Origin of the sequence: Telluribacter roseus (genome assembly GCF_017355915.2) — a bacterium.
Taxonomy (GTDB): Bacteria; Bacteroidota; Bacteroidia; order Cytophagales; family Spirosomataceae; genus Telluribacter.
Genome location: NZ_JAFEUV020000015.1, coordinates 1 through 22,745, shown reverse-complemented (window position 1 = coordinate 22,745; position 22,745 = coordinate 1). Strand labels below are relative to the sequence as shown.

General features: G+C 52.6%; 21 protein-coding genes. 11 read left to right on the top strand and 10 right to left on the bottom strand.

Translation table 11 applies throughout. From position 1 onward, the window contains the following. Positions 1 to 53: 53 nt before the first annotated feature. From JTN23_RS21495 to JTN23_RS21470, 6 genes are all read right to left on the bottom strand, one after another. Positions 54 to 4,727: a hypothetical protein gene (locus JTN23_RS21495; RefSeq protein ID WP_247237128.1), complete on the bottom strand. Its 4,674-nt coding sequence runs from the start codon at positions 4,725 to 4,727 to the stop codon at positions 54 to 56. Positions 4,728 to 4,748: 21 nt separating this feature from the next. Continuing rightward, the gene (gene prmA, locus JTN23_RS21490) at positions 4,749 to 5,585 is read right to left on the bottom strand and encodes a 50S ribosomal protein L11 methyltransferase (protein WP_247237127.1); all 837 of its coding nucleotides are present in this window, start codon (positions 5,583 to 5,585) and stop codon (positions 4,749 to 4,751) included. Positions 5,586 to 5,727: 142 nt separating this feature from the next. Beyond that, positions 5,728 to 6,939, bottom strand: coding sequence for an OmpA family protein (locus JTN23_RS21485; RefSeq protein WP_247237126.1), 1,212 nt, complete (start codon positions 6,937 to 6,939; stop codon positions 5,728 to 5,730). Between the two features lie 101 nt (positions 6,940 to 7,040). Further along, complete coding sequence (locus tag JTN23_RS21480) at positions 7,041 to 7,790, bottom strand: DUF5672 family protein (RefSeq protein ID WP_247237125.1); 750 nt, start codon at positions 7,788 to 7,790, stop codon at positions 7,041 to 7,043. A 50-nt stretch (positions 7,791 to 7,840) separates the two neighbouring features. Then, a complete protein-coding gene (locus JTN23_RS21475) occupies positions 7,841 to 8,818 on the bottom strand; it encodes a glycosyltransferase family 2 protein (RefSeq protein ID WP_247237124.1) in 978 nt (325 codons plus the stop codon). Positions 8,819 to 8,902: 84 nt separating this feature from the next. Continuing rightward, positions 8,903 to 10,147 (bottom strand): hypothetical protein, encoded by a 1,245-nt coding sequence (locus JTN23_RS21470; protein ID WP_247237123.1) that lies wholly within the window; start codon positions 10,145 to 10,147, stop codon positions 8,903 to 8,905. A 242-nt stretch (positions 10,148 to 10,389) separates the two neighbouring features. Between JTN23_RS21470 and JTN23_RS21465 the strand changes: the two genes are divergently transcribed. The 5 genes from JTN23_RS21465 to JTN23_RS21445 all read left to right on the top strand — a co-directional run bounded on the left by JTN23_RS21465 (position 10,390) and on the right by JTN23_RS21445 (position 14,904). After that, positions 10,390 to 10,899 (top strand): hypothetical protein, encoded by a 510-nt coding sequence (locus tag JTN23_RS21465; protein ID WP_310586739.1) that lies wholly within the window; start codon positions 10,390 to 10,392, stop codon positions 10,897 to 10,899. Positions 10,900 to 10,929: 30 nt separating this feature from the next. Then, on the top strand, positions 10,930 to 11,718 hold the full coding sequence (locus JTN23_RS21460) for a cysteine hydrolase family protein (RefSeq protein WP_247237121.1): 789 nt from the start codon (positions 10,930 to 10,932) through the stop codon (positions 11,716 to 11,718). An 89-nt stretch (positions 11,719 to 11,807) separates the two neighbouring features. Next, complete coding sequence (locus JTN23_RS21455; RefSeq protein WP_247237120.1) at positions 11,808 to 12,458, top strand: phosphatase PAP2 family protein; 651 nt, start codon at positions 11,808 to 11,810, stop codon at positions 12,456 to 12,458. Between the two features lie 102 nt (positions 12,459 to 12,560). Next, positions 12,561 to 13,319: a glucose 1-dehydrogenase gene (locus JTN23_RS21450; protein ID WP_247237119.1), complete on the top strand. Its 759-nt coding sequence runs from the start codon at positions 12,561 to 12,563 to the stop codon at positions 13,317 to 13,319. A gap of 55 nt (positions 13,320 to 13,374) precedes the next feature. Beyond that, the gene (locus tag JTN23_RS21445) at positions 13,375 to 14,904 is read left to right on the top strand and encodes an ArnT family glycosyltransferase (protein ID WP_247237118.1); all 1,530 of its coding nucleotides are present in this window, start codon (positions 13,375 to 13,377) and stop codon (positions 14,902 to 14,904) included. Between the two features lie 101 nt (positions 14,905 to 15,005). Here JTN23_RS21445 and JTN23_RS21440 read toward each other — a convergent pair whose 3' ends face one another. Next, positions 15,006 to 15,788, bottom strand: a complete 783-nt coding sequence (locus JTN23_RS21440) for a hypothetical protein (RefSeq protein WP_247237117.1) — start codon at positions 15,786 to 15,788, stop codon at positions 15,006 to 15,008. A 257-nt stretch (positions 15,789 to 16,045) separates the two neighbouring features. On the opposite strand from JTN23_RS21440, the gene JTN23_RS21435 reads away from it, so the two are divergent. Next, on the top strand, positions 16,046 to 17,236 hold the full coding sequence (locus JTN23_RS21435; protein ID WP_247237116.1) for an MFS transporter: 1,191 nt from the start codon (positions 16,046 to 16,048) through the stop codon (positions 17,234 to 17,236). A 53-nt stretch (positions 17,237 to 17,289) separates the two neighbouring features. Further along, the gene (locus JTN23_RS21430) at positions 17,290 to 17,793 is read left to right on the top strand and encodes a cupin domain-containing protein (RefSeq protein WP_247237115.1); all 504 of its coding nucleotides are present in this window, start codon (positions 17,290 to 17,292) and stop codon (positions 17,791 to 17,793) included. Positions 17,794 to 17,797: 4 nt separating this feature from the next. Here the strand turns inward: JTN23_RS21430 and JTN23_RS21425 are convergent, their stop codons facing one another. Continuing rightward, positions 17,798 to 18,247 carry a DUF4440 domain-containing protein gene (locus JTN23_RS21425; RefSeq protein ID WP_247237114.1) on the bottom strand — a complete coding sequence of 150 codons (450 nt, stop codon included), beginning with the start codon at positions 18,245 to 18,247 and terminating at the stop codon, positions 17,798 to 17,800. 43 nt (positions 18,248 to 18,290) lie between these two features. Continuing rightward, the gene (locus tag JTN23_RS21420) at positions 18,291 to 18,689 is read right to left on the bottom strand and encodes an NUDIX hydrolase (RefSeq protein WP_247237113.1); all 399 of its coding nucleotides are present in this window, start codon (positions 18,687 to 18,689) and stop codon (positions 18,291 to 18,293) included. Positions 18,690 to 18,801: 112 nt separating this feature from the next. On the opposite strand from JTN23_RS21420, the gene JTN23_RS21415 reads away from it, so the two are divergent. From JTN23_RS21415 to JTN23_RS21400, 4 genes are all read left to right on the top strand, one after another. Further along, positions 18,802 to 19,470, top strand: a complete 669-nt coding sequence (locus JTN23_RS21415; protein WP_247237112.1) for a 3-keto-disaccharide hydrolase — start codon at positions 18,802 to 18,804, stop codon at positions 19,468 to 19,470. Positions 19,471 to 19,684: 214 nt separating this feature from the next. After that, positions 19,685 to 20,938 (top strand): Tm-1-like ATP-binding domain-containing protein, encoded by a 1,254-nt coding sequence (locus JTN23_RS21410; RefSeq protein ID WP_247237111.1) that lies wholly within the window; start codon positions 19,685 to 19,687, stop codon positions 20,936 to 20,938. A gap of 46 nt (positions 20,939 to 20,984) precedes the next feature. Continuing rightward, positions 20,985 to 21,857, top strand: coding sequence for a phosphoenolpyruvate hydrolase family protein (locus JTN23_RS21405; protein ID WP_247237110.1), 873 nt, complete (start codon positions 20,985 to 20,987; stop codon positions 21,855 to 21,857). A gap of 79 nt (positions 21,858 to 21,936) precedes the next feature. Beyond that, complete coding sequence (locus tag JTN23_RS21400) at positions 21,937 to 22,116, top strand: hypothetical protein (protein WP_247237109.1); 180 nt, start codon at positions 21,937 to 21,939, stop codon at positions 22,114 to 22,116. A 79-nt stretch (positions 22,117 to 22,195) separates the two neighbouring features. Here JTN23_RS21400 and JTN23_RS21395 read toward each other — a convergent pair whose 3' ends face one another. Next, complete coding sequence (locus JTN23_RS21395; RefSeq protein WP_247237108.1) at positions 22,196 to 22,645, bottom strand: HNH endonuclease; 450 nt, start codon at positions 22,643 to 22,645, stop codon at positions 22,196 to 22,198. Positions 22,646 to 22,745: the final 100 nt, after the last annotated feature.

The following is a 22,745-nucleotide window of genomic DNA, read 5'->3' as shown; positions in this document are numbered from 1 at the left end:
ATAAACGCTATTAAATTCTAAATAATTCACTATGCATTGTAACTACTTATAAATCAGAACCCTTCCGCGGCTTCTTCTTTCTTTTTAGCCGGTTTTTTCTGTACCTCTTTTTTCTCGGCAGCTTTGACCACCTTGGCTTTTTTCAGAGCGGGCTGGTAGAAGTCGTAGAAGCGGTCCGTGAACATAGCCTTCTCCTCGAGGCCGAGTGTAGTCAGGGACATATCTTTGGCTGACTTGGCGTTGCGCGACTTGGCCAGTACCTGATCGTTGAATTCTATTTCGGAGGATACTACTCCCAGCTGCCGCTGCGAATAATCGAAGAAGTACCATACATCGGGGGAGGCTTCGAGGTACAGGCTAAACTCATCCCCACTGTCGGTGCGTCTGATCTCGAGCATACCTTCCATCTGGGCATTTACGTCGTTCCGACCCAGGTTGGATACGCCTATCTTGCCTTGTGAATAGAGAGCACCGTGTTTCTCGGACCAGTGCAGGTTAACGTTGGACAGTACTACAGGAACATCCAAAGCCGATGAGGCTTCAAAAAGTGGCTTGTACTCCGCAGCTATTTTGTTGAAATAGGCGTCAGCGGTAGACTGTCCGATGAGTGCCGCCAGTTTGGTACCGAGCCGTGCGGGATCATCCTCGGCCGGATCGCTATTCTGCTCATCCAAGTTGGTTTGTACAATTTTGGTAGCCAGCGGGGTGAGTACAGGGGCCAGTACCGGCAGGTTCAGGAGCAGCATGGTATTGAACCGGTAGCGGAGGCTATCTACCTGCACTTCTACCAGCCCCGAAGCTTTGATCAGGTCCGAAGCAGTAAGCTTGAGGGGGCCGGCAAAGGTAGCCAGACCTTTCTGGTCGTTGAACCGGAAAGCCAGCGCCTCGTTGACCAGCCCGTCAGCCCCAACCGGAGGCATGATCTGCAATGACTTACTTTCAGCATCGTAGTTCATGGTACCCTGGGCATTAAAGATATCCTGGTCATTATTAGACTCCTTGGGCGAAAGGAACGTCAGGTACATACCACCCCCATTGCGGTAATGAAGACCAGCAAACAGGGGCTCTTCCACCTCATTTTTCAGGTTCTTATCTACTTTGATGGTAATAGCTTCCTGTTCGGGTGTCTCCTTGAGGGGGATCCATGAGCTCATCAGCCCGGGGCGTTTCTTGAGCATAGGGCGGATATAGCCATCGAGTTGCAGAGCGGGCTGGTAAGACACTAGCTGTACTCCTCCTTTGTACTGTATACCCGGGAAGAGCAGCATGCGCTGGTTTTCGGATACTTCGGCACGGGCGGTGGTGTAGTATGCCTTCTCAGTGGTCGGTGCGGCGGCATTCTGACGCCCCCTTTTGGTGGTGGCTACCTCCGTATTGCTCAGCTCACGCAGCTCGAAGTTCTGCATCTTGATGGCGAAGGTATCCTTTTGAGCAGTGACGTACTGGTACGTAGCCGATCCCTCAAAGTGATTCCGGGAAGTAATCCGGATGTCGGCGTCTTTGAGGCGGTGGCTACTATTGAGGGTATCTATCTCGATACGTGCTTTCTTCAGGGGAAGCATCTCTCCATTGCGACGGATACTAACTACCCCCTTATCCGGTATAATCTTCACATCAGCAGTGCGGATGTAAGGTACTCCGCTGATGTTGAGCGTCATCTTCTCAACCTCGTACAACGCCGCCGATCCGTTGAATGACAACCCCTCCTGATCGGGAGCCATGGACGTAAAGGTAGAGTTATCTACGTCACCTTTCATGGCTACCGTTTTGTTATTGATATTCCAGCGGGCTTTGTTAATGGAGGTGCGGTAGGCTGCGTAGGGGAATACCATTCCGGAAGAGTCGGCGTCGAATCCCTCCGTATTGGTAGTGAGCTCCACTTGTCCCTTCGCTACGTTAAAATCTACGTCTACATTCTGACCCACCAGGATCGGGCGGAACGACTGCTGCTGGCCCTCCTTCAGGGTAAATTGGGCCTGATTGGCCAGGAAGCCTTCTTTGTTAAATTTAATGTCGTTAGAGGCTAGTTCAGCGTCGGAGCGCTTGAGCTTTCCGTGGCCATACAGCCCCGCCGAGCGCAGCAGCAGTCCACCTTCCAACTGGGTACTACCCTTGTAGAAGTTAAAATAGTTGCCTTTGGTGTCAATGAACATGCTGTCGGTCTTGGGGAACCAGCGCATGGTATAGTTCTTCACCTCTACGCTCGGAAAGTACGCTTTGCCGATAGTAGCTTCCTTGATGCTGGCGGTGGCTCCCGAGGCAATCAGCGAATCAGGAGTGAAGAACATCTCCTCCGTTGGGATAGTGGCTGACAAGTGATTGATAATACCCGGAGCTCGTAGCCCCTTACTGTTCATTACGAGCTTATCCGTCAGCTTTACCGTTGATTTTCCGCCGTATAGTTTGAGCAGTTTAGCCGTAGGCTTATACTCAAAGCCCATAGAGTTATCGGGCATGGTCTTCAGCAGGGTCTTGAGAGGCGGAAGCATACCAGCCGACTCAAAGGTACCTACAAAAGTAATATCGCGCTGATCGAGGCTGTCGGCATCCAACTTGGGTATCTTAAAGAACACCTCCCGGTCGTAGGCCACGGCCCTTTCTTTCTGATCAAAGAAAACTGTAATACCCTCGGGTATGACCATACGGGGTGATTTGGTATTCTTCTGCCGCCCTGACTTGTTCTTAGGGTCATTCAGGTAGAAGGTACCTCCCTTGTCGTACTTGATATGCCCTCCCACCTCATTGGCCAGGCCTTTGGCAAATTGCTCCTGAGGGGTGTAGGTGATGGAGTCAACCTGATTGAGGTTAACAAAGAACTGGTCGTAGTTGAATTTTAGGTTTTGCCCGGCAAAGCGGAACTTCGAAGACTTGAGCTGCCCATTGAGGGTAAAGTCCCGGTTGCGGCCTATGACTACCTGCTTATCAGACGGAGTAGCGACAATTTTTAAAGAATCACTCACCACAAAACGCTCCACACCACGTACGGTCAGAAGGGTATCTTTCAGATTGATGGTAGCGTTGGCTATCTCACTGTTGGCCTGGAACTGGGAGTTGATCAGGAAGTTGTCATAGTCGCTCTTGTCCATATTGGCCAGGATATACATTACTCCCTTACGGCTCAGCCGGTACTCTTCGGTCCCTTTGTCTTTCTGAAAATATCCCTGAAGCGTGAGCCGATCCAGGGCCTGGCGCATAATCGCCGGGTCTTTTTTGAACTGGTTGGCCAGATCATGCGGGGAGAAGTTCTGTCTTTTCTGAGTTTGGGCGAAGCTGGCTGCCATGATCAGAGGCTGAAAGCCAAACTCTTCCGTCATGGCCTGAAAGCGCTGGGGCCGGAAGTAATCGAATGATTCCAGCTTAACAGGTACTACCTTCTTGCCCGCAATCATGTAGAATTCAGCCTTCTCGTTGGGCAGGTGCCAGCGCATGGCCTCAGCCCATATATTCATCTTATGGTAGCTATCTGCGAAGGGAATACCTTCGAAGGGAGTACCATCGGCGCGCTCAAGACGAAGTAGTCCCTGCCCGTCGCTGTAATAGAAATGGACACCGGGATGGTACAACGAATCAGTACCCAGTGGCATCGAAAACTCAGCGAGCTGGGCCGTAACGATAGAATCATTGAGGGCAAAGCGGTGGCTGCTGGCCCTGAAAACGGGCTTATTGTTGAATGTAACGGATATTTCAGACGGTTCGTTACTCAGCGAGGTACTGTATATGGTACTACCGGCCAGCGCAAAACCTCCCCGGTACAGCAGGCTCTTGCTGCTATTCCGAAGAACGGCATCGTTGCGGTACGATACAAAGCGTGGGTAGGTAGAAGGCTTTCCGGCCGCACGGCGTACGCTCCTGAACTCAAACCTGCCCTTGACGGGGCTGGCCAGCTTGCTTTCGTAGTGGAGCGTGGCGTTGTCGATGGTCAGTGTGGGGCTAGAGGGCTGAAAGAAGTAGTCCTCAAAGTTGAGATAGATGCCCTGATCGCCTTCCCAGGTAAATTTACCACCCTTTCCCACAAAGGTACCCTCCCTGAGAGAGACACTACCCGTGCTGGGGCCGAAGGCGATGGAGTCTTGAGCCGTTACCACAGCAAAGCTGGCGTTCTGTAAGTCCAGCAGGGCACCGGTAAGGGTAGGTATGGGCTTGGCTTTGGTGTCAATAAGTACCGAATCAGCGGGCAGGTCCCAGCCATCGTTGGCAGGAGCGGCCGGCTTGGTGTCGGTAGTAGTGGTGGGCGCCGATTCATCAAAGCGGAAGCGGTACTGGCCTTCGGTCAGGTACAGCTTGCTGAAGTTGGAGGTATACAGTTGTCGTTTCTCAACGACGAGCTGAGCCGTTTCGAGAAGTTTCTGAAGTGATTTGGCGTCGTAGGTATCGCTGGCTTTATCCACCATGATCATAAAGCCGTTGGTATCGCCCTGCTGGGTGGTGATGGTATGCAGGTTGCGCATCAGGAGGTAGAATATGGGGCCGGCCTTCTGCCCTTTGGCCGCCAGCCGCCGCACCAATCCTACGAACTCCTTCTGCTGGGTAGCATTGAGCTGGCTCATCCAGATACTCTCCAGATCCTGCGCCGCTTTGGCGTAGGTTGGGTTCCGGCTGCTTTCCATCAGCTTTTTTATATCTACCATAAATTGCCCCGGGTCATCCGAAAGCCGGACTCCCTGCGCCCATACGGTAGTACCCGTAAGAATGATCAATCCAAACAGACAAAGGCGAAATAACTTCATAGAACTCCTTTCACAGTTTTCTTAGCTTGTTTTCTCAAAAACCACCGTAGCCCACTCGTGGCGGGTATCGGTTCGTACTTTGGTGAGGCCGTTTTCCAGAGCACACTGTACAATATCCGGCTCGTCCATTTCATAAAAGCCACTTACTACCAGCCAGCCGCCGTGCAGCAGGTGCTGTACGTAACGCGGAATCTCACTCAGCAGAATATTCCGGTTGATATTGGCCAGTATTCCACCGAACTGCCGATCCAGCGGTACATCCGTGATCGTACCCTGGAATACTTCAGCATCCTGCTCTACCCCATTCAAGGCAAAGTTCTCACGCGTATTTTCTACCGCCCACTCGTCAATGTCAAAAGCCACTATACTTTTGGCTCCCAGTTTACGACCCAGTATGGCCAGTATACCCGTACCGCATCCTACGTCCATGATGTCCAGTCCGGCGTGCGGCAGGCTGAGCTGCTCGTTCATGACCAGCCAGGTAGTAGCGTGGTGCCCCGTCCCGAACGACATCTTGGGTGTAATCAGCAGGTCATAGGTGAAGCGGTCGTCCGGCTCGTGAAACTGAGCCCGTACCCGTACGGCCGTCCCTACTTCGATCGGCTCATAGCTGCGCTCCCACTCCTCATTCCAGTTCCTTTTCTCTAACGCTTTCCATGAATGAGCTATTGCAGTGAAGATCTGGTATTTGGCTATAACGGCCTCAAGAGCAGCCTCGTCAAAAAGATCCTCTGTAATATAGGCATTGAGTCCCTCGTCGGTTTCTACAAACGATTCGTAGCCAACCTCGGCCAGTTCGGCGGTGAGGATATCAGTATAGTCGGGGGCAATGGTTAGGCTTAATTCTACGTAATTCATGAAGTATTCAGTAACAGACTTTTTAATGTATAAATATTAAAATAGGTATTTGCTTCAAAGGTAACCAATAAAAAGCGGGAAGCTCACGGCATGAACTTCCCGCTGGTGTCTGTCAGGTAGCTTCTCATCGAAACAGATACGCTTAAATCTTCACAATTACCAGCTCTACCCGACGGTTGCGCTGGCGCTCCTGCTCAGAAGCACCCTTGGCCACGGGGCGGGTAGAGCCGTAGCCTTTAGCTTCTACCCGGTTAGGGGCTATACCCTTGCTGATAAGGTAGTCGCGAACGGCACTGGCCCGCTGGCGCGACAGCTCCAGGTTCTTGTCAAAGTCGCCCACGTTGTCGGTATGACCCTCTACCCGTACCTGTAGGCTGGGGGTACTGCGCATCATATCTACCAGTCGGTCCAGCTCTTCGTACGACTCCCGCAGCAGTTCATACTTGGAGGTTTCGAAGTATATGTTGTTGAGTGTAATGCTGGTACCCTCTTTCAGGGGGATCAGATAGAAATCGCGGGTAAGCGCGGCACTTCCGGCAGAGTCGGCCGGATTCACCGCCGCGGAGGCAGTCAGGTATCCTTTGGCCGAAACACTAAGCGTGTAGCGCTGCTCCGGGGCTAGGCTCATGCGGTAGTTGCCCGACGAGGTACCCAGGCGCAGGGTATCAGTACCATCGGCATAGGATAGCTGTGCCGGGATAGCCCGACGCGTAGAGGCGTCGTAGACGGTACCCTTTAGCGTAACAAGGGTGGCCTTAGTGGTACGTGACTCCTGGTCAGGTTTGGCTACACGTGGCTGTGGGGTACTTGCCAGTGGCGGTTCGTCGCGAGGTTCTTCCCTGGGGGGCGCCTTTTGAGCCGGAGCAGATTGGCGCAGTGGGTTGTTGATGTGTACCCCGTAGAAGTTCCAGTACTCGACCTGGCCCGGATTGCGCCCTTCGAAGAAGTCAAATACCTCGATACCCGGATCGAGCCGCTCGTAGTAAACCCGGAAATTGACTACGTCGCCCGGGTATACAACCTGCTGCTCGGGCTCTACGGCTATACCTTCGGCCCGTATAAAACTATATTTTCGGGTAGTATTACCGGGTTTGTACAGGCGACTACGCGGGTCAATGCTGATGTAGTTGGTAACAAGCCGGCGGTTAGGGAAGAGGCGGTACAGATCGGCCGGGTAGGCGCTCCTATACTCCATATCAATAATGGTGTAACGGCTGGTCAGCTCTACCTTTGTAATGCGGACGTAGCGGGCATACTGCTCTTCTACCAGGGGACGATGGGTAATCTGTCCGGTGGCGGTTCCTATACCAAGCCAGACCATACCCAGTACAATAGTAAACGCTTTCAGACTCATGGCTGTCAGGGGCTATGTTATGACCTAAGGAAACATTGCAAGAACGACAGTATGAGTAACTTAGTGTATTGAAAAGAGTTAAATAAAATTTTTGGCCGGAGCTATATCTGGATAAAAGGTTTCCAGAAATCAGGGTCGTAACGCTCCCAGGCATGACATCCAAAAGGAAGCTGCTGATGATTGATAGCGTAGCTGGCGGCGGGGCTCTTCTCAAACGCAAAAGCCAGAGCCTCCTGCCAGGCGGGGAGCTTGATAAAGTACTTCATAGGGGCCAGACGGCGCGCGTCCAGCGAGAAGAGTTTGTCTTCGTTGCCGGGCCAGCGCGAGTAGAACCGGTCGTAGATCCGGATGTACCGGAGTAGCGCCGGAATGCGCCGCAGCGACAGGCCTCCGTTCAGGACCGGGCGGTGCTGGCTAAGTACCCGGGCGTATTCGTCGCCAGCATTGGCCGGTAGTTTATATAGCTCAGCCGGTTCCAGGCCGGGGGCGCCTATATAGTCGTACCCTTTGGCGCACCATTCACGTAGTTCATCCCTGAATACGTAAGCGTCCAACTGGTAGATGAGCATGTATTCGAATTCGGCAAAGCTCTCATAAAACGAGCGCGAAACCATGAGCTCGTTATAGCCATCGATGCCACTGAAGTACCTATCGTCGTACGATCTGAACTGTAAGCTAGGGTACTCCTCCGCCAGCTCCTTGAGTAGCAGGCCGGCTGGCTTGATTACAAAGGTCGGGTAGGCGGATAGTACCGTCAGGCACTGGCGTAAGGAAGCCTGTTCGGCCGGGGTCATAGCTGCCTTGTAGATGGGTATGACAACAGCTACCAGCGATGAGCTTGTCGATTTCATTCGTATGCGGAATGTACGTATTGGCTATGATTGATTTATAGGCTTCGGCATTATTCAAGCAAGTCCCCCAGAGCCGGCAGCCACCAGTGCCTACTACTAAACCGGTAGCGGCCCGAGACTACATCCTTCAGTACCGGCGAGATACGGAGTACCCGACTGTGGGGAAGGTTAGCCCGGCGCTGGTAGTGCCGTAAGCGCAGGAAAAGCTTGATGAGCTTTTCCCGGGGGATATACGGGTAGTCGCGCAGATGCAGGTAAATTTTCTCCAGCTCCTCCGCCTTGTCCCGAATAGGAGCCAGCTTCAGCTCCCGGTCCCGCTTAAAGCGGTCAAGCATGCGTACTGGTTCCAGCTTGCCCCCCAGACCAACCTGCTGGCTGGAATGCATACGGTACGAGATCAGACACTCATTGATAAAGCCTATCCTGTCCTGCAGGCTCAGCACCAGGGCGATCCAGCCGTCGTGGATCAGCAGGGGGATATGGGTAGGGAAGGGAAGCAGCCGGTTCAGGCACGAGCGCCGGATCGCCAGCGTGGCCCCTGTTACTACCGGTCCGTTGAACAGGATTTCGTGCGCTTTACCCTGCAGCCATTTCTGCTGCTGCTGCTCTACAAACTCTACTCCCTGCCACAGTGTGCATTTCAGGGACTTTGAGTTATCATCAATCATGAGTGCATCCGAAAACACCGCATCTTTATCCGGATGCGCGTTAAGGTACTCTACCTGCTTTTTTACCCGGTCTTCGCGCCACACGTCATCCTGGTCGCTTAGCAGCAGGATGTCGCCCCGGCAGAGCAGCAAGCACTTCTCAAAATTCTTGGTAGAACCCAGATTTACCTCATTCTGGTAGATATGTATAGGGAAAGGAGCCTTTTCTGCGAAGGCGCGTATGATAGCTATAGTGTCGTCACGGGATCCATCATCACATACTATAAGTTCATTTACGGGTAAAGTTTGACGGGTGATACTCTCCAACTGCTCAGGTAAATACCGTGATCCGTTGTAGGTACACATAGCCACTGAAATCATACAAGTTGGTTATAATAGCTACTAAGTTCGGGTTGTGTTTTTGTCAGGGTTTACGTTAGAGGAAATGGGCTTCTATAGTGGATTCTACTGTGCTACGGTAGCGGGTGGTTCTTCCAGAATATCCGGAGGTATCTGATATACATCGTGCTTTATAGCCCACTGCAGGAGTTGGCCATGCCCTTGGGTATTGATGATATCATAGTAGACTAAGGGTACACTTTTGTCTTTCAACCACGCTGTCAGCGTCACTTGATTTTGCTGATTAAACTCCTTAATCTGGAGTGAATTCGTTGTGTAACTTAGGCTCCATAGCAGCCCGGCTACCAGGTATAGGGGCAAAAGTAGGTTTTTTTTTAGTTTCCCGGTATCATATAGAATGGAAATCACCCAAATCGGAATAAACGCCGTAAAAAACATATATCGGGGTGCAATGCCACCTGCTGCCTTGGTATCAAAGCGGGAGATGGCAATAAGTACTCCCGTTAGAATTGGTAGACATAACAAGCAAAACAAGAGAGGTGTTTTGAATGCGTAGCCACTCCACAGGAGTCTTATCCAGTAATAAAACACCACTGCACCAACCACCATACACAGGATAATGTTCGTATAATGCCAGGGCGAACCATAGGAACTTACGTAGGCAAAGCTGCCCAGGTACGTGAAAAACAGCCGCATAGCCCAGTCAATCCGGAAGTGTGAGAAGTCACGCGTTACGGCTGGTTCGTTGGTAAGCTGTAACAAAACGTACAGCAGAGCAATGCCTATCCAGGGGGGGATGAGTTGATATTTTTTCTGGGTCCATAGTAAAAAAAGAGCCAGGGGAACAACCAAAATGCCGTTGCCAAAGGAAATAATAGCGATTAGGGCAGCCAGCATAGATCCGATGTACTGCCACGATACTACCTCCCGGGCTGATACGAGCCAGTACAGACTTAGCATGATAAAGAAAAAGACAGTGTAGTACTGGATACCACCCCAGTAGTAAAGGGTAACCTGCCAGAAAGAAAGGCTAAACAGAAATAAGCTGATGGGAAGCAACAAAGGCCATATCTGGACCTTTGACTTTTTGAGAATGGCCAGAGTAAGGCCAAAAGCAGCCAGCAGGTAAAGGTTCTGATACAGGATCAGTGTCCGAAAGTTGAGTTTGCCAAATAAGTCATAGTAAACAATGGAAGAAAGCCGGGACAGAAAGATCCGGTGTTCGTTATGGGGCTTAAAGAGCAGGGCAACCTGTTGCTTTAAATTAATTGCCTCAAAATAAAACATCCGTATGGCATAGATTGTAGCATGATAATCATCAAAGGATGGGATATCAAGCGTATAGTGCAAAACAGCTCGTACAAACGCTACAAAAACAACTATACATCCTCCAATACTGGCTGCTTTCAACAGTGTATTCCTGTAATCCTTCATTAGAAAAATACAAAAAATATAAAGAAATAGTGAGTGCTTAATTTATTGGCACAAAGAAAATTGGTACAATCCATGAATCCTTTTATTTAGTAGTATATTTATTTAACGGTACCCCGCCCATGCCCCTTGATGATGCGCTTAAAAAGGCTATTGTTCAAATGCCTATAAAAGAAAAAGACAAACTGCTCCTGCGGCTTATTAGCAAAGACAAAGCCCTGGCGGACCGGCTGTACTTTGAACTCATAGAAGGTAGCAGCACGACTCAGGAAAGACGTCAGGAAATAAAAAGCAAAATTCTGCGGTTGGCCCAGATGGCCCAGCATACGCCGGGCTGGATACTAATGGATATGCGTACGCTGAGCGGCGATATCGCTTACCATGTGAAGGTTACCAAGGACAAGTACGGTGAAATAGAGCTAAACCTATACCTGCTCAATGCGTTCTTTGAGTACCAGGCCGACCCCCTGCGTACCCATACCTCCCGAACGGAGAAGGTGGCCATGTACATGACGAAGAAAGCAAAGACGCTGCTTAACCGCCTCAATAAGCTCAACAGCGACTACTATGTGGATTTTGAGCAGGATGTGAATCGCCTGCTTCAGCAGTTGCACTCCATGTGTACGCAACCCTACGCCCGGCAGATGAACATACCCCGTGAATGGCCGTAGGTACTTATCAAAAACCTATATTTGTTTCCTATGAATACAACAGCCTTACTTATCATAGATGCCCAGTACGACTTCTGCCACCCCGAAGGCGCGCTTTACGTGCCGGGGGCGGATGAGGACGTAGTACGTATCGCCAACCTTGTACGGCAGCATGCCGGGCAAATCGATCAGGTGGTAGTGACCCTGGATACCCACCACGTGCTGAATATTGCGCACCCGGGCTTCTGGGAAGATGGGGAGGGAAATCCGCCCGCTCCGTTCACCGCGATCACGGCAGCCGATGTAGATGCCGGACGCTGGGTACCGCGCTATGAAGCAGACTATGCCCGTGAATATGTACATACGCTGGAAGAGGAGGGAGAGTTTCAGCACTTTATCTGGCCCGAGCACTGCCTGATCGGCACGCGCGGTGCCGCGCTGGACGACGCTATCGCCGGGGCCCTGAGGGAGTGGGTACACCAGTCAGGCCGTGACTACGAGGCGGTAGTGAAGGGCATACATCCGTTTGCTGAACACTTCGGCATATTCAGGGCCCAGGTACCCGTGCCGGGTGCTCCCGAGACCGAGTTGAATACGTCGCTGATCACGCTGCTGAACCGCAATGACCGGGTACTGCTGGTGGGTGAGGCCCGCTCGCACTGCGTGGCTACCAGCCTGAAGCAAATCCTGCGGTACGCGCCCGAACTGGTACCAAAGCTGGTAGTGCTGACCGACTGTATGTCGGATGTGACGGGGCTGGGCTATCTGGCAGATCCTATCTATGCCGAGGCCCGTGATCAGGGGGTACTGTTTACTACCTCCACCGATTTTCAATTTTAACCAACTTATTTGCCTGAGCAGAGCAGGCCATTCCTCCCCGCTATGTACATACACGTAGCGTCCTGTTCTGCTCATAAATCCGCTTACTGATGAGGCAGTTCATTTACCGGCAGTGGCCGTTTCTGCTACCCTTCACCATTCTATGGCTGGGGGTGGGGGGTATACAGCTCTTTCATACGCAGAGTGACATTATTATCTCTATTAATAACTTTTGGAGCCCGATGGGGGATTTCCTGTTTAAATACGGTACCCACCTTGGCGACGGGATCTTTGTCGTAGCGGTAGCCTTACTACTGATGTTGTACTCGTACCGCCGCGGCCTGCTGATCGTGCTTGGCTACCTGATATCGGGTCTTATCGTTCAGGTCTGCAAGCACTTTATATTTGCTGACATACATCGACCCTGGTACACCATGTCTAAGGTGGCGCCCTGGCTGCATAAGGTAGAGGGGGTGCAGATGTACCAGAATGGTAGCTTTCCGTCCGGCCATACTACCTCGGCTTTTGCCTTGTTTGCCATGCTGGCCTTCATGAGCCGGGAGCCCTGGGTGAAGGCGCTGTATCTGCTGCCTGCCGTGGTAGTAGGGTACTCACGTATGTACCTGCTGCAGCATTTTCTGATCGATGTACACGTGGGCTCCATGCTGGGGGTAGTGAGCAGCATTCTGCTCTACTACTATTTTGAAGAGTACTGGAAAGCACATCCTAAAACCTGGAATCAGCGGGGGCTCCTGTCCTGATATCTTTTTGGTGGCAATGGTGGGAGAGTCAGCCGGATTCCTTAAGTTTGTTCAGGTAGGATAATCTTCTATCTACCATTGTGCCACGTATCCCACCAGCGTATGACACGGTTTTTGGATCAGGTAGTACTTGTTACGGGTTCAGCCTCGGGAATTGGGCGGGCTACGGCCCTGGCTTTTGCCGGAGAAGGGGCTCATGTGGTGGTGGCCGATGTAGCCGAAGAAGGTGGACACGCTACCGTAGAACTGGTCCGGAAAGCAGGAGGCGAAGGCCTGTTCATACCATGTGACGTAGCGCAGCCCGATCAGTTGCAGCAACTGGTCAATGAAATCGTGCGGGTATATGGAAGACTGGATGTAGCCATTAATAACGCGGGCGTAGGTGGTGTATTTGCCCGCACCGCAGACGTACCCGCCGAGGAGTACCACCGCGTCGTCAACGTCAACCTGGGCGGTGTGTTTTTCGGAATGCAGTGCCAGATCCGTCAGATGCTCCGGCAGGGCGGAGGCCGGATCGTGAATGTAGCCTCACTGGCCGGCTTGCGTGGCTTCGCCAACTGCTCCATCTATACCGCTACCAAGCACGCGGTCGTAGGCCTTACCAAAGCCTCGTCGGCCGAATACGCCCGCAAAAATATCCGGATCAATGCCGTATGTCCTGCTTATACCCGATCGCCCCTTTTTGAGCAGCTACTGTATCTGAACCACTCCTACGAAGAAAAATTCAAACTGAATATTCCCATGAGGCGCTACGGACAGCCAGCCGATACGGCACAGGCTATCTTGTGGCTATGCGACCTCCACAACACCTTTGTGACAGGTATGGCGCTACCTATTGACGGTGGTATGATGGCTGTATAAGCCGGAAATAACGCCGGAACTGTGTTTATTTGTGCTGAAAACTGAATTGAACGTTATGATTTTTGCTGGCCGGTACCGCCATCTTATTCTTTTGTTAGTGGTAGCCTTTGGCTTTTTCTGGAACCTGGGCAGTGCCCCTCTGTTCGATGAGGATGAGGGCTTCTTTGCCGAAGGGACGCGTGAAATGGCTCTCCGTGGTGATTTTATCTCTACGTATATCAACCAGGAACCCCGCTTTGATAAGCCACCCCTGACCAACTGGCTGCAGTACGGAGCCACGCAACTCCTGGGCTGGAACGAGTGGGCCATGCGTCTGCCTTCGGCCGTGGCAGCCCTGGGCTGGATGCTGGTGATATTCTTGTTTGTGCGGAAGCGGTTGAGCGAACGGGAGGCTTTTTATGCCACACTCATGGCTACCTGTTCGCTGCAGATCACAATTATTGGCAAGGCCGCCCTGGCCGACGCCCTACTCAATGCCTTTCTGGTGGGGGCCATGTTTAGCCTGTACGAGATCCTGCAGGGTGGTCACAGGAAGTATACCTTTCTGTTCTATGCGTTTTCGGCGCTGGGGTTTCTGGCCAAAGGACCCATTGCGGTACTGGTACCCGGTGCGGTAACTATCCTGTACCTGTTGCGCTGGCGGAGCATCCGGCCACTCTGGCGGGTACTCGACGGCTCTGGTATCCTGCTATTTCTGCTCATTACGCTGCCGTGGTACATACTACAGTACCAGCAGATGGGGCAGGCGTTCATTGATGGCTTCTTCTTTAACCATAACGTCAACCGCTTCCGAACGGCCTTTGAAGGCCACTACGGCGGTATTCTGTACTTTGTACCTATCCTGCTGGTGGGGCTGCTGCCCTTTACAGCCGTGGTACTGTCGATGTTTGGCCGGCTGCGCTACCTGTGGTACGACAAGTACTTCTCGTTCCACCTGCTATGGTTTGCGTTTATCTTTGTGTTTTTCTCGCTGTCGGGTACCAAGCTGCACCACTACATCATCTACGGCTACACGCCCCTCTTCGTGCTGGCGGCCTGGCACATTGCCTATAATCCTGGCCTACCGCTGATCTGGCCCCTGCTGGTATTCATGATTATCCTGCTGGTGGCTCCGTTTACGCTCCCCAACTTTATTCCCATGATCAACGATGCCTACGCCGTAGAGGTCATTCAGGGAGCCGCCGCTGAGTTTGATCAGGAGTACTACATAGCTATGGGTGTGCTCTTGCTGGTGTTGCTGGTGCTGGAAGTAAAACGGGGGTGGCCTAAGGATCTGCGGCTGTTACTGGCCGGTCTGGTGCTGCTGGTGACGATCAATATGCTCTGGATGCCCCGGCTGGGTAATCTGCTGCAGGAGCCGGTGAAGCAGGCGGCCCTGGTAGCCAAGCAACGAGGCTATACCAATCTGGTCGTGTATGATCACTACTATCCCAGCTTTCATTTTTACTCCGGCCTCTTTGCCGAAGAGCGTGACCCCAGGCCGGGCGATCTGGTACTGGCCCGGAAGTACCGCCTGGACGGAGTACCTAACAAGGAGATTCTCTTCGAGAAGTACGGAGTAGTACTGGCTAAGATCAATCCTTAGGTACTTTACCAGCCTGGCCTGAACAGTTACTAAAAAAGCCTGGGCTACTGTCGGAACAGCGGCTCCAGGCTTTAAACCTCCCGTGGTGTGGATATCAACTACTAGTTATTCATTGAAAGTTGTTCGTGCGTCTCCTCCACGTTGTGGCGGAGCATCAGGCCTGACGATACACTGGCGAGTACCAGTTTCAGCTCAGGGTGGATATTGTCTTTGAGCCATACCTTGCCGTTGTTCAGGGTAGATACCGCGCCGATGGTTTGGCCATCTAACTGGAACTCGTAACCGTAGACGCTGGTAGGGTTGGCCAGCTTGGAGCCTCCTTCCAGTTCACGCAGGCCTACAATAGTAATGCGGGTACCGTCAGTATTGCTACGGATAAAGCCGAGCGTGGTGTTTTTGAGGGTACGACCGCCATCTACGTTATGAAGGATAAATTCCCAGCCTTCTTTAGAGCCACTCAACTCAATACCTCCCGCGAAGTAGTTGCGGTAGTTGGTCGAGAGGGAGAAGTACTCGCGTACGGGCGACACATCCACATCCCGGAAACGGCTGACAAAGGCTACCTCCGCTGAGCGTCCACCGGGACCGAACTGCTGGAAGCTCAACTTCTCGCGGGCTCCGTTGAAGCGGGCGACAAACGGTATCGAATAGCTGAATGTCCAGCCGCGCTTTACCTTGCTGGTGGTATAGTCGCCGAAGGTGAGTACCTGTCCGATCTGGAAGCCCTGGCGGCCTTTGACCGAATACTCGGTAGAGACTGATTTAAGATCATTGGTAACGGCTACTTCGGCGGTGCGGCAGGCTGTAAAGGCTAGGGCCATAAAGGCAAGCATGAGGGTGTACCGTCCGGCGGTAACGATGGGGGTGAGCGTTATTTTTTTCATGGCTAAATAGGTGATTACTGTCTATAAGAGGCGCAGCAGGAGCAAAAGGTTGGAACGGGGATCGCTTTTTAATCAATTTTTAGTGGAGGCTACCTGATTTTTATTGAATATTGTAGGAAGCCTTTTAGACTATCCCCCTGCCCCTGATACATACCGTTTCTACTGGCGTTCCAAAGCTAGTTGAAACCGGTGACAGGTACCTCTGGCTTTTTACAAAGACGGAGTACCTGCTGACCAGCGGAGCGGGTACTTTACCAATGGAATCCAGTTCCTTACCCCAACGTCCTGCTTATCTCCTGCCGCTGCTGGTGGCGGCGCAGTTTGCCGGTACTTCGCTCTGGTTTGCTCCCAATGCTGTATTGCTGAGTCTGCAGCCTTTTCATCCCGGTGTTACTACCTTTTTGCCTACCATGACTACGGCCGTGCAGCTGGGCTTTGTGCTGGGTACCCTTTGCTATTCGTACTTTTCAATAGCCGATCGCTACTCGCCTGTGCGGGTATTCATGGGGTCGGCGTTACTGGCGGCCCTGACCAACGCGGCAGTACTGCTGAGCTACCAGTGGCTCCCGGGCCTTTTTATGACGCGTATGGCCGTGGGCTTTTTCCTCGCGGGCGTGTATCCGGTGGGGATGAAGATCTGCAGCGACTGGTACGAGGCGGGTCTCGGCAAGGCGCTGGGCTATCTGGTGGGCGCGCTGGTGCTGGGTACGGCATTCCCGCACCTGATCCGGGCGCTGTCGGTGCAGCTCGACTGGCGGTACGTGATCCTGGCTACGTCGGCCCTGGCCGTGGCCGGCGGCCTGGTAGTAGGCCTGCTGGTAGCCGATGGTCCCTTCCGGCGGAAGGCTGGGCGGCTCAATCCAGCTATGCTCGGGGAGGTATTCCGGGTACCTGATTTCAGGAGGTACGCCTTCGGGTACTTTGGGCATATGTTCGAAATATATACCTTTTGGGCCTTCGTTCCGCTGCTGCTGCTGACTTACACCCGACTAACCGGTACTACGCTAGATGTATCCCTGTGGTCGTTCGTGATTATAGCGGTAGGGGCTTTGGGCTGTGTGTCGTTGGGCGAGTTATCGGTCCGCTGGGGGAGCCACCGAACGGCCTGGCTGGCACTGGTGGTATCAGCAGTGTGCTGTGGCCTGGTACTCGGGATGGCCCTGCTGCCGGTGGTGGCACTGGTGGGGTACCTGCTCGTGTGGGGTATCAGTGCAGCGGGCGACTCGCCGCAGTTTTCGACGCTGGTGGCGCAGCACGCTCCCGCCGACTACCGTGCTACCGCCCTTACCATTGTTACGTCCATTGGTTTCTTTATCACCATTCCCAGCCTGTACCTTACGCAGTGGCTGTTCGGCCAGTTCGGGCATCAGGCGCTGGTCGTGTTGGTACTAGGTGGTATCTTTGGCCTGCGAGCCATGCGTAATAGAAAGGTGAAAAACACGACCTGATTATAAAAAAGAAAGCTAACACCTAAAAACTAACAGCTAACACCTAACTACATATGAAACCAGCCAGCTACTGGGTAGAGAAGTACCAAATGCAGGCCCACCCCGAAGGCGGGTACTTTGCCGAAACCTATCGCTCTGCCGAGCAGATCCCCCAGTCGGCTCTGCCCGACCGCTTTAGTGGCGCTCGTACGTTCAGTACCGGCATCTACTTCCTGCTCGAGGGGCACCATTTTTCGGCCCTGCACCGCATCCAGTCCGACGAGCTGTGGCACTTCTATACGGGCGATCCGCTGGAGGTGTACGTCATCTATCCCGAAGATGGGCGTCTGGACGTGATCAGGCTCGGATCTGACCCTGAGCGGGGTGAGGTATTTCAGGCGGCGGTACCGGCGGGTACCTGGTTTGGCTCCCGGCCCGTTGGGGGCAGTACCTACTCCCTGGTAGGCTGTACGGTAGCACCGGGCTTTCATTTTGCTGATTTCGAACTGGCCGATCGGGAGGAGTTACTGGCTCAGTATCCCCAGCACCGGGAGGTGATCCAGTCGCTGACGCGGTAACTGGCTACTGCTTTCTACGAATCACCGTTGAGTGCAGTACCCTGATGCGCCAGCCTTTGCGAGTCTTTTCCAGAATGGCCGACTCCATCCATCGGATGGTCGTTTCCTTCTGGTTGCGGGTTACGACGGCGGTATTCTCGTAGTTGGTCCAGGCTACGTTGCCCTTCACGACCGTATTAAAGAAGTCAAAACTATTGAGGCGTTTGTAGTCGGCCGGGCGTGTGACGGCGAATTTGACCTGCAGGGTATCCATGTTCCAGACCATACCATCTTCCAGCAGCAGAAAATCCTCCGTAACCGTTTCCTGCATTTTCGGGATGCTGGCTTCGGTCAGAGCGTCAAAAAACAGCACCACCATCTGCTCCACCTCTTTCTGTTCTTTGGTTTTGGTCTGCGCCAGTACCTGCTGCAGGGGCAGGCAAATGAGTAGCAACAGGAGTATCTTTTTAAGCATATATAGTAAGTTGAAATGTGAAAATAAATACTCCAGGCGGCTTCTACCGTAGCAGCTCTCTTTCTTTCAGCCAGTCAAATATAATCTGATCCACTGGAGAGACCTTATCCCGATCCGCGTAGCCGAACCATACCACCTCCTCTATTTCAGCGGCAGGGGCTATGGTACCCTCAAAGGCCGCCTCGTAGCAGGTCATCTTCATCTGTACCCCTTCGGGATTATTATCCGCCTGCGCCTGAAACACACCCATCAGCCGGATGCTATCCTCCACCAGCTCCACGCACAGTTCTTCCCGGATCTCGCGCGATAGCGCTTCCCAATCGCTTTCGCCGGGCTCCCGTTTTCCGCCTGGGAAGTAGTACTTCGTTCGGCCCCGGCTCCGGGTGCTTAGTATTTGGCCGTCGCGGATCTCGATCCAGGCTAGTTTGTCTATGACTTTCATGGTGGATAGTGGTAGTAGAGCCGCTAAATTAGTAATTAGGTCGTACAGTAGCGCCAGGGTAGTTTTCTCATTTTACGACTTTCCTACGTAGAGACAGCAATAACCACCAAGTATGAAACTGACCAACCCTATCGGCTTGATCCCGGGCCTCGTAGCGGCTCTGTGGATAAGTCTGTTGCCGGCCTTACCGGAAGCCAGCGCCCAGTCTTTGCGCAAAACCGTTTCCCTCTTTGACGGCAAGACCCTGACCGGCTGGAAAACCGTAGACCCGGCTCACGCAAATTGGTGGTACGTAGCCGACAGCGTGATCAGGAGCGGCGATGGTGTCAAAAAGATACCTGATAACAGTTACCTGTACACGACCCGCGAGTACGGCGATTTTGAGTTTCGTTGCCTGTTCCGGCTGTCCGGCAATCCGGCTACGGGAATGATCAACAGCGGCATTCAGTACCGGTCTATTGTCAAAGATGGCAAGATGATCGGGTACCAGGCCGACATTGGCCACGGGTACTGGGGCGATATCTACGACGAGCACCGCCGCGAAAAGCTCGCTGGGGGCGACCTGCGTACGCTCCGGCACCTGCTCCGCGAAGACGGCTGGAACAGCTACATCATCCGCTGCCAGGGCAACCGCCACGAGCTGTACATCAATGGCGTCAAAACCTGTGAGTACATAGAAAAAGACCCCAGTATCCCGAATAAGGGCGTCATTGCGGTTCAGATTCATTCCGGCGGCGCGGCCCAGGTGGAGTTCCGGGATATTATGCTGACGGAGCTATAGATAAGTACTAGCTAAACAGTAGCATGAAGGTAACCGCGCAGATCATAGTCAATAAGCGGCTATCCCAAAAGAAGAGGAAGACTCTGTCTTTGAGTCCTGTCTCTGGATTTGCTGAACTGGGCCTGGCTCTGGCTGGATGAGACCTTTATGTTTGATTGTATAGTCTGATCCCATGTATTACAGACTGAAACTTCCATTTTATAACTAGTTGTAAATGGCTGCCTCTGATCCATCTATCGTAGTATTGGGTTGTTTTGATACCAAAGGCGAGGTGTTTGCCTGGCTGCGGGAGTGCCTGCTGGGGCAGGGTGAGCGAGTCTTGACCATCAATACCGGCGTATTGGGTACTACCGACTGCTTTCCGGTAGATATTGAAGCAGAAGCGGTGGCCGAAGCCGCCGCAGTGACCCTCACCGACCTACAAACCAGGCGGGATCGCGGACAAGCCGTAGACTGCATGGGCAGGGGAGCCGCCCAAGTACTATCCCGATTAGTAGAAGAAGGAAAAGTCAAGGCGGTCATCGGCATGGGCGGCGGCGGGGGGACCTACATTGCGCTGGCCGCCATGCAGGCCGTACCACTGGGCATTCCCAAGCTGTGTCTGAGTACGGTGGCCGCCAAAGATCTATCCCGGCAGGTGGGCGATAAAGACATTACCCTGATGCCCTCTGTAGTAGATGTAGCCGGGCTCAACAGCATTATTCGTCCGCTGATCGCGCAGGCCGCGGCGGCCATCCGAGCCATGGCTGGGGTAGCCCGAACTACGAAAGGTACTACGACTACGGCCGGAAGTATCGCCATCAGTATGTTTGGCAACACCACCGCCTGCGTCGATGCCTGCACCGAATTGCTGACCCGACAAGGTTACGAGGTCCTGGCTTTCCATGCCACGGGCGTAGGAGGCAAGACCATGGAAGCCCTGATCCGGGAAGGTTGCTTCGACGCGGTACTGGACATAACAACCACCGAACTGGCTGATGACCTGTGCGGGGGCATCTGCAGCGCCGGTCCCGACCGACTGACCGCCGCGGCCCGGATGGGGATTCCGCAGGTGGTGGTGCCGGGTTGTCTGGATATGGTTAACTTTGCCCATCCGGATACCGTGCCGGAGCCCTACCGGCACCGGGAACTGTACCGTTGGGCGCCGGACGTGACGCTGATGCGGACCAATGCGGAAGAAAACCGGCAGCTGGGCGAGCAGCTGGCCCAAAAACTAAATAGGTCCGCGGCTCCCGTAGCTGTGCTTTTGCCCCTGAAAGGAATATCCCAGATTGATGCCGAAGGCGGCGTATTTTATCATCCTGAATGGAATAGGGTTTTATTTGATGTCATACAGGCCCATGCAGCGGAAAGGATAGAAGTGAGAGAGGTAGATGCTCATATTAACGACCGGGCATTTGCCGAAGTACTGGTACAAATCCTGCTGGACCTGATGCAAAAGAACAAACTAACAAAAACAGGTACTTAGGATAGCTGAATAATCAAATCATTTTAAAAAATCAAGACAGACTACTATGCCAAATCCATGGACCGGTAAGGGGAATCCCTATACCCGACAGGAGGTCAGAGAGCGCCTGCGGGCTACTCTGGATCAGAACAAAGCCATTATCGCGGCCGGAGCGGGAACAGGAATCAGCGCCAAATTCATTGAAAAAGGCGGGGCCGATCTGATCATTATCTATAATTCGGGGCGCTTCCGCATGGCCGGACATGGCTCCACGGCTGGCCTGATGGCCTATGGCGATGCCAATGCCGTGGCGATGGAAATAGGGGAGTTTGAAGTGTTGCCTGTAGTGGAGGAAATCCCTGTGATTTGTGGCGTACACGGCTCCGACCCCCGCCGCCGGATCTGGCACCATCTGCTGAAGGTAAAAGAAATGGGTTTTTCGGGCATCAATAATTTCCCAACCCACTCCATCGTAGATGGGCAGTTCCGGCAGGTACTGGAAGAAACGGGTATGGGCTTCGACAAAGAAGTGGAAATGGTCCGGATCGCCAGTAAAATGGAGCTGTTCTCTATTGTGTACGTAGCCAAACCGGAAGAAGCTCGCCAAATGGCCGAAGCTGGTGCCGACGCCATTATTGCTCATGTAGGTACTACAATAGGAGGTTCTATAGGCGTAGTAGAGGCCTCCTGCACCATGGACGACGCCATTGAGCGTACCCAGCAGATCATAGAAGCCGCACGGGACGTCAACCCCGACTTGTTCTTCCTGACCCACGGCGGACCGGTCAATACACCCGAGGATGTACGCCAGGTCCTGGATGCCACCGATGCCCACGGCTTTGTCGGCGCCTCCTCGCTGGAGCGTATGGGCGTAGAGGCCTCCCTGACGGACCTGACCCGTCGCTTTAAAGCCCTCACGCTACCGAACCGGCAGAAGTAGGAGGTAGGTTGTACTGCTACTTTACGTTAGTGAGGGTTTCTCAATGAAGTGATAGGTACTTCTTAAGTAAAATCTGTTCATGCCTGACCACATTCTTGATTATTACCTGTATGCTTTCTCGCATCTGAATACGGGTGGAGGTAGAACCAAAGAGTCTGCTCCTCATAAGCCTGTACTGCTCCTATCGGTTATTCAGGCGTATGAAAGCAGAGTACTTACTTCTAATCAAATCTCTATTTCCCCTGAGCTGACCAGTTAGTTCCGGTCCAACTGGAACAGATTTGTCACAACTAACCATACACCCGGATTTGCGCTAACATTTTCCATAGTGTCTTTAGTTACAGTTCACTAACTTCTAACCATGCAAATACTTGCTGTTTGTCCATTTTATTTTTATGAACTGTATCATGGTCTACATTACAAAGAGTTATCAAATTGTCTTTTTCATTTTTTCCTCCATTAGCATGATATTCTAAGTGATGTAGTTCAAGAAGTCTTCGAGGATCTTCCGAACGTCGCTGACCAGGGTGCCACTTGCATTTCCGGCAGCAAAACTTATCTCTTTCTAAAACTGCTACTCGTACGGAATCATCAATTTTACGATCATGTGGTTCTGCTTGTTTATTCTCTTCTAGCAAGTAAACACCAACGGGTAAGTCTACCCTTCCTGATGTTTTTGTCTTAACTGGCCATCCTTCTTCAGTTCGTAGTTCACGTACTCGACGAGCCCATTCTTTAACTCCATTAGCAAGATATGCTAATTCTTCGCCTGTGACTTGCCGATTCACATTATTAATGCGTGAGTAGATCCGTAATAGTCAAACCTTGTACTTATTATGGCAAGCTATAAACAAACCGAGTACGAAGTGCTACGCCGGCGCTGTGTCG

Bases quoted from the DNA above. Each gene is read 5' to 3' on its own strand.
- JTN23_RS21495 (WP_247237128.1), bottom strand. From the start codon at position 4,727: ATGAAGTTATTTCGCCTTTGTCTGTTTGGATTGATCATTCTTACGGGT.
- prmA (WP_247237127.1), bottom strand. From the start codon at position 5,585: ATGAATTACGTAGAATTAAGCCTAACCATTGCCCCCGACTATACTGAT.
- JTN23_RS21485 (WP_247237126.1), bottom strand. From the start codon at position 6,939: ATGAGTCTGAAAGCGTTTACTATTGTACTGGGTATGGTCTGGCTTGGT.
- JTN23_RS21480 (WP_247237125.1), bottom strand. From the start codon at position 7,790: ATGAAATCGACAAGCTCATCGCTGGTAGCTGTTGTCATACCCATCTAC.
- JTN23_RS21475 (WP_247237124.1), bottom strand. From the start codon at position 8,818: ATGATTTCAGTGGCTATGTGTACCTACAACGGATCACGGTATTTACCT.
- JTN23_RS21465 (WP_310586739.1), top strand. From the start codon at position 10,390: ATGCCTATAAAAGAAAAAGACAAACTGCTCCTGCGGCTTATTAGCAAA.
- JTN23_RS21460 (WP_247237121.1), top strand. From the start codon at position 10,930: ATGAATACAACAGCCTTACTTATCATAGATGCCCAGTACGACTTCTGC.
- JTN23_RS21455 (WP_247237120.1), top strand. From the start codon at position 11,808: ATGAGGCAGTTCATTTACCGGCAGTGGCCGTTTCTGCTACCCTTCACC.
- JTN23_RS21450 (WP_247237119.1), top strand. From the start codon at position 12,561: ATGACACGGTTTTTGGATCAGGTAGTACTTGTTACGGGTTCAGCCTCG.
- JTN23_RS21445 (WP_247237118.1), top strand. From the start codon at position 13,375: ATGATTTTTGCTGGCCGGTACCGCCATCTTATTCTTTTGTTAGTGGTA.
- JTN23_RS21440 (WP_247237117.1), bottom strand. From the start codon at position 15,788: ATGAAAAAAATAACGCTCACCCCCATCGTTACCGCCGGACGGTACACC.
- JTN23_RS21435 (WP_247237116.1), top strand. From the start codon at position 16,046: ATGGAATCCAGTTCCTTACCCCAACGTCCTGCTTATCTCCTGCCGCTG.
- JTN23_RS21430 (WP_247237115.1), top strand. From the start codon at position 17,290: ATGAAACCAGCCAGCTACTGGGTAGAGAAGTACCAAATGCAGGCCCAC.
- JTN23_RS21425 (WP_247237114.1), bottom strand. From the start codon at position 18,247: ATGCTTAAAAAGATACTCCTGTTGCTACTCATTTGCCTGCCCCTGCAG.
- JTN23_RS21420 (WP_247237113.1), bottom strand. From the start codon at position 18,689: ATGAAAGTCATAGACAAACTAGCCTGGATCGAGATCCGCGACGGCCAA.
- JTN23_RS21415 (WP_247237112.1), top strand. From the start codon at position 18,802: ATGAAACTGACCAACCCTATCGGCTTGATCCCGGGCCTCGTAGCGGCT.
- JTN23_RS21410 (WP_247237111.1), top strand. From the start codon at position 19,685: ATGGCTGCCTCTGATCCATCTATCGTAGTATTGGGTTGTTTTGATACC.
- JTN23_RS21405 (WP_247237110.1), top strand. From the start codon at position 20,985: ATGCCAAATCCATGGACCGGTAAGGGGAATCCCTATACCCGACAGGAG.
- JTN23_RS21400 (WP_247237109.1), top strand. From the start codon at position 21,937: ATGCCTGACCACATTCTTGATTATTACCTGTATGCTTTCTCGCATCTG.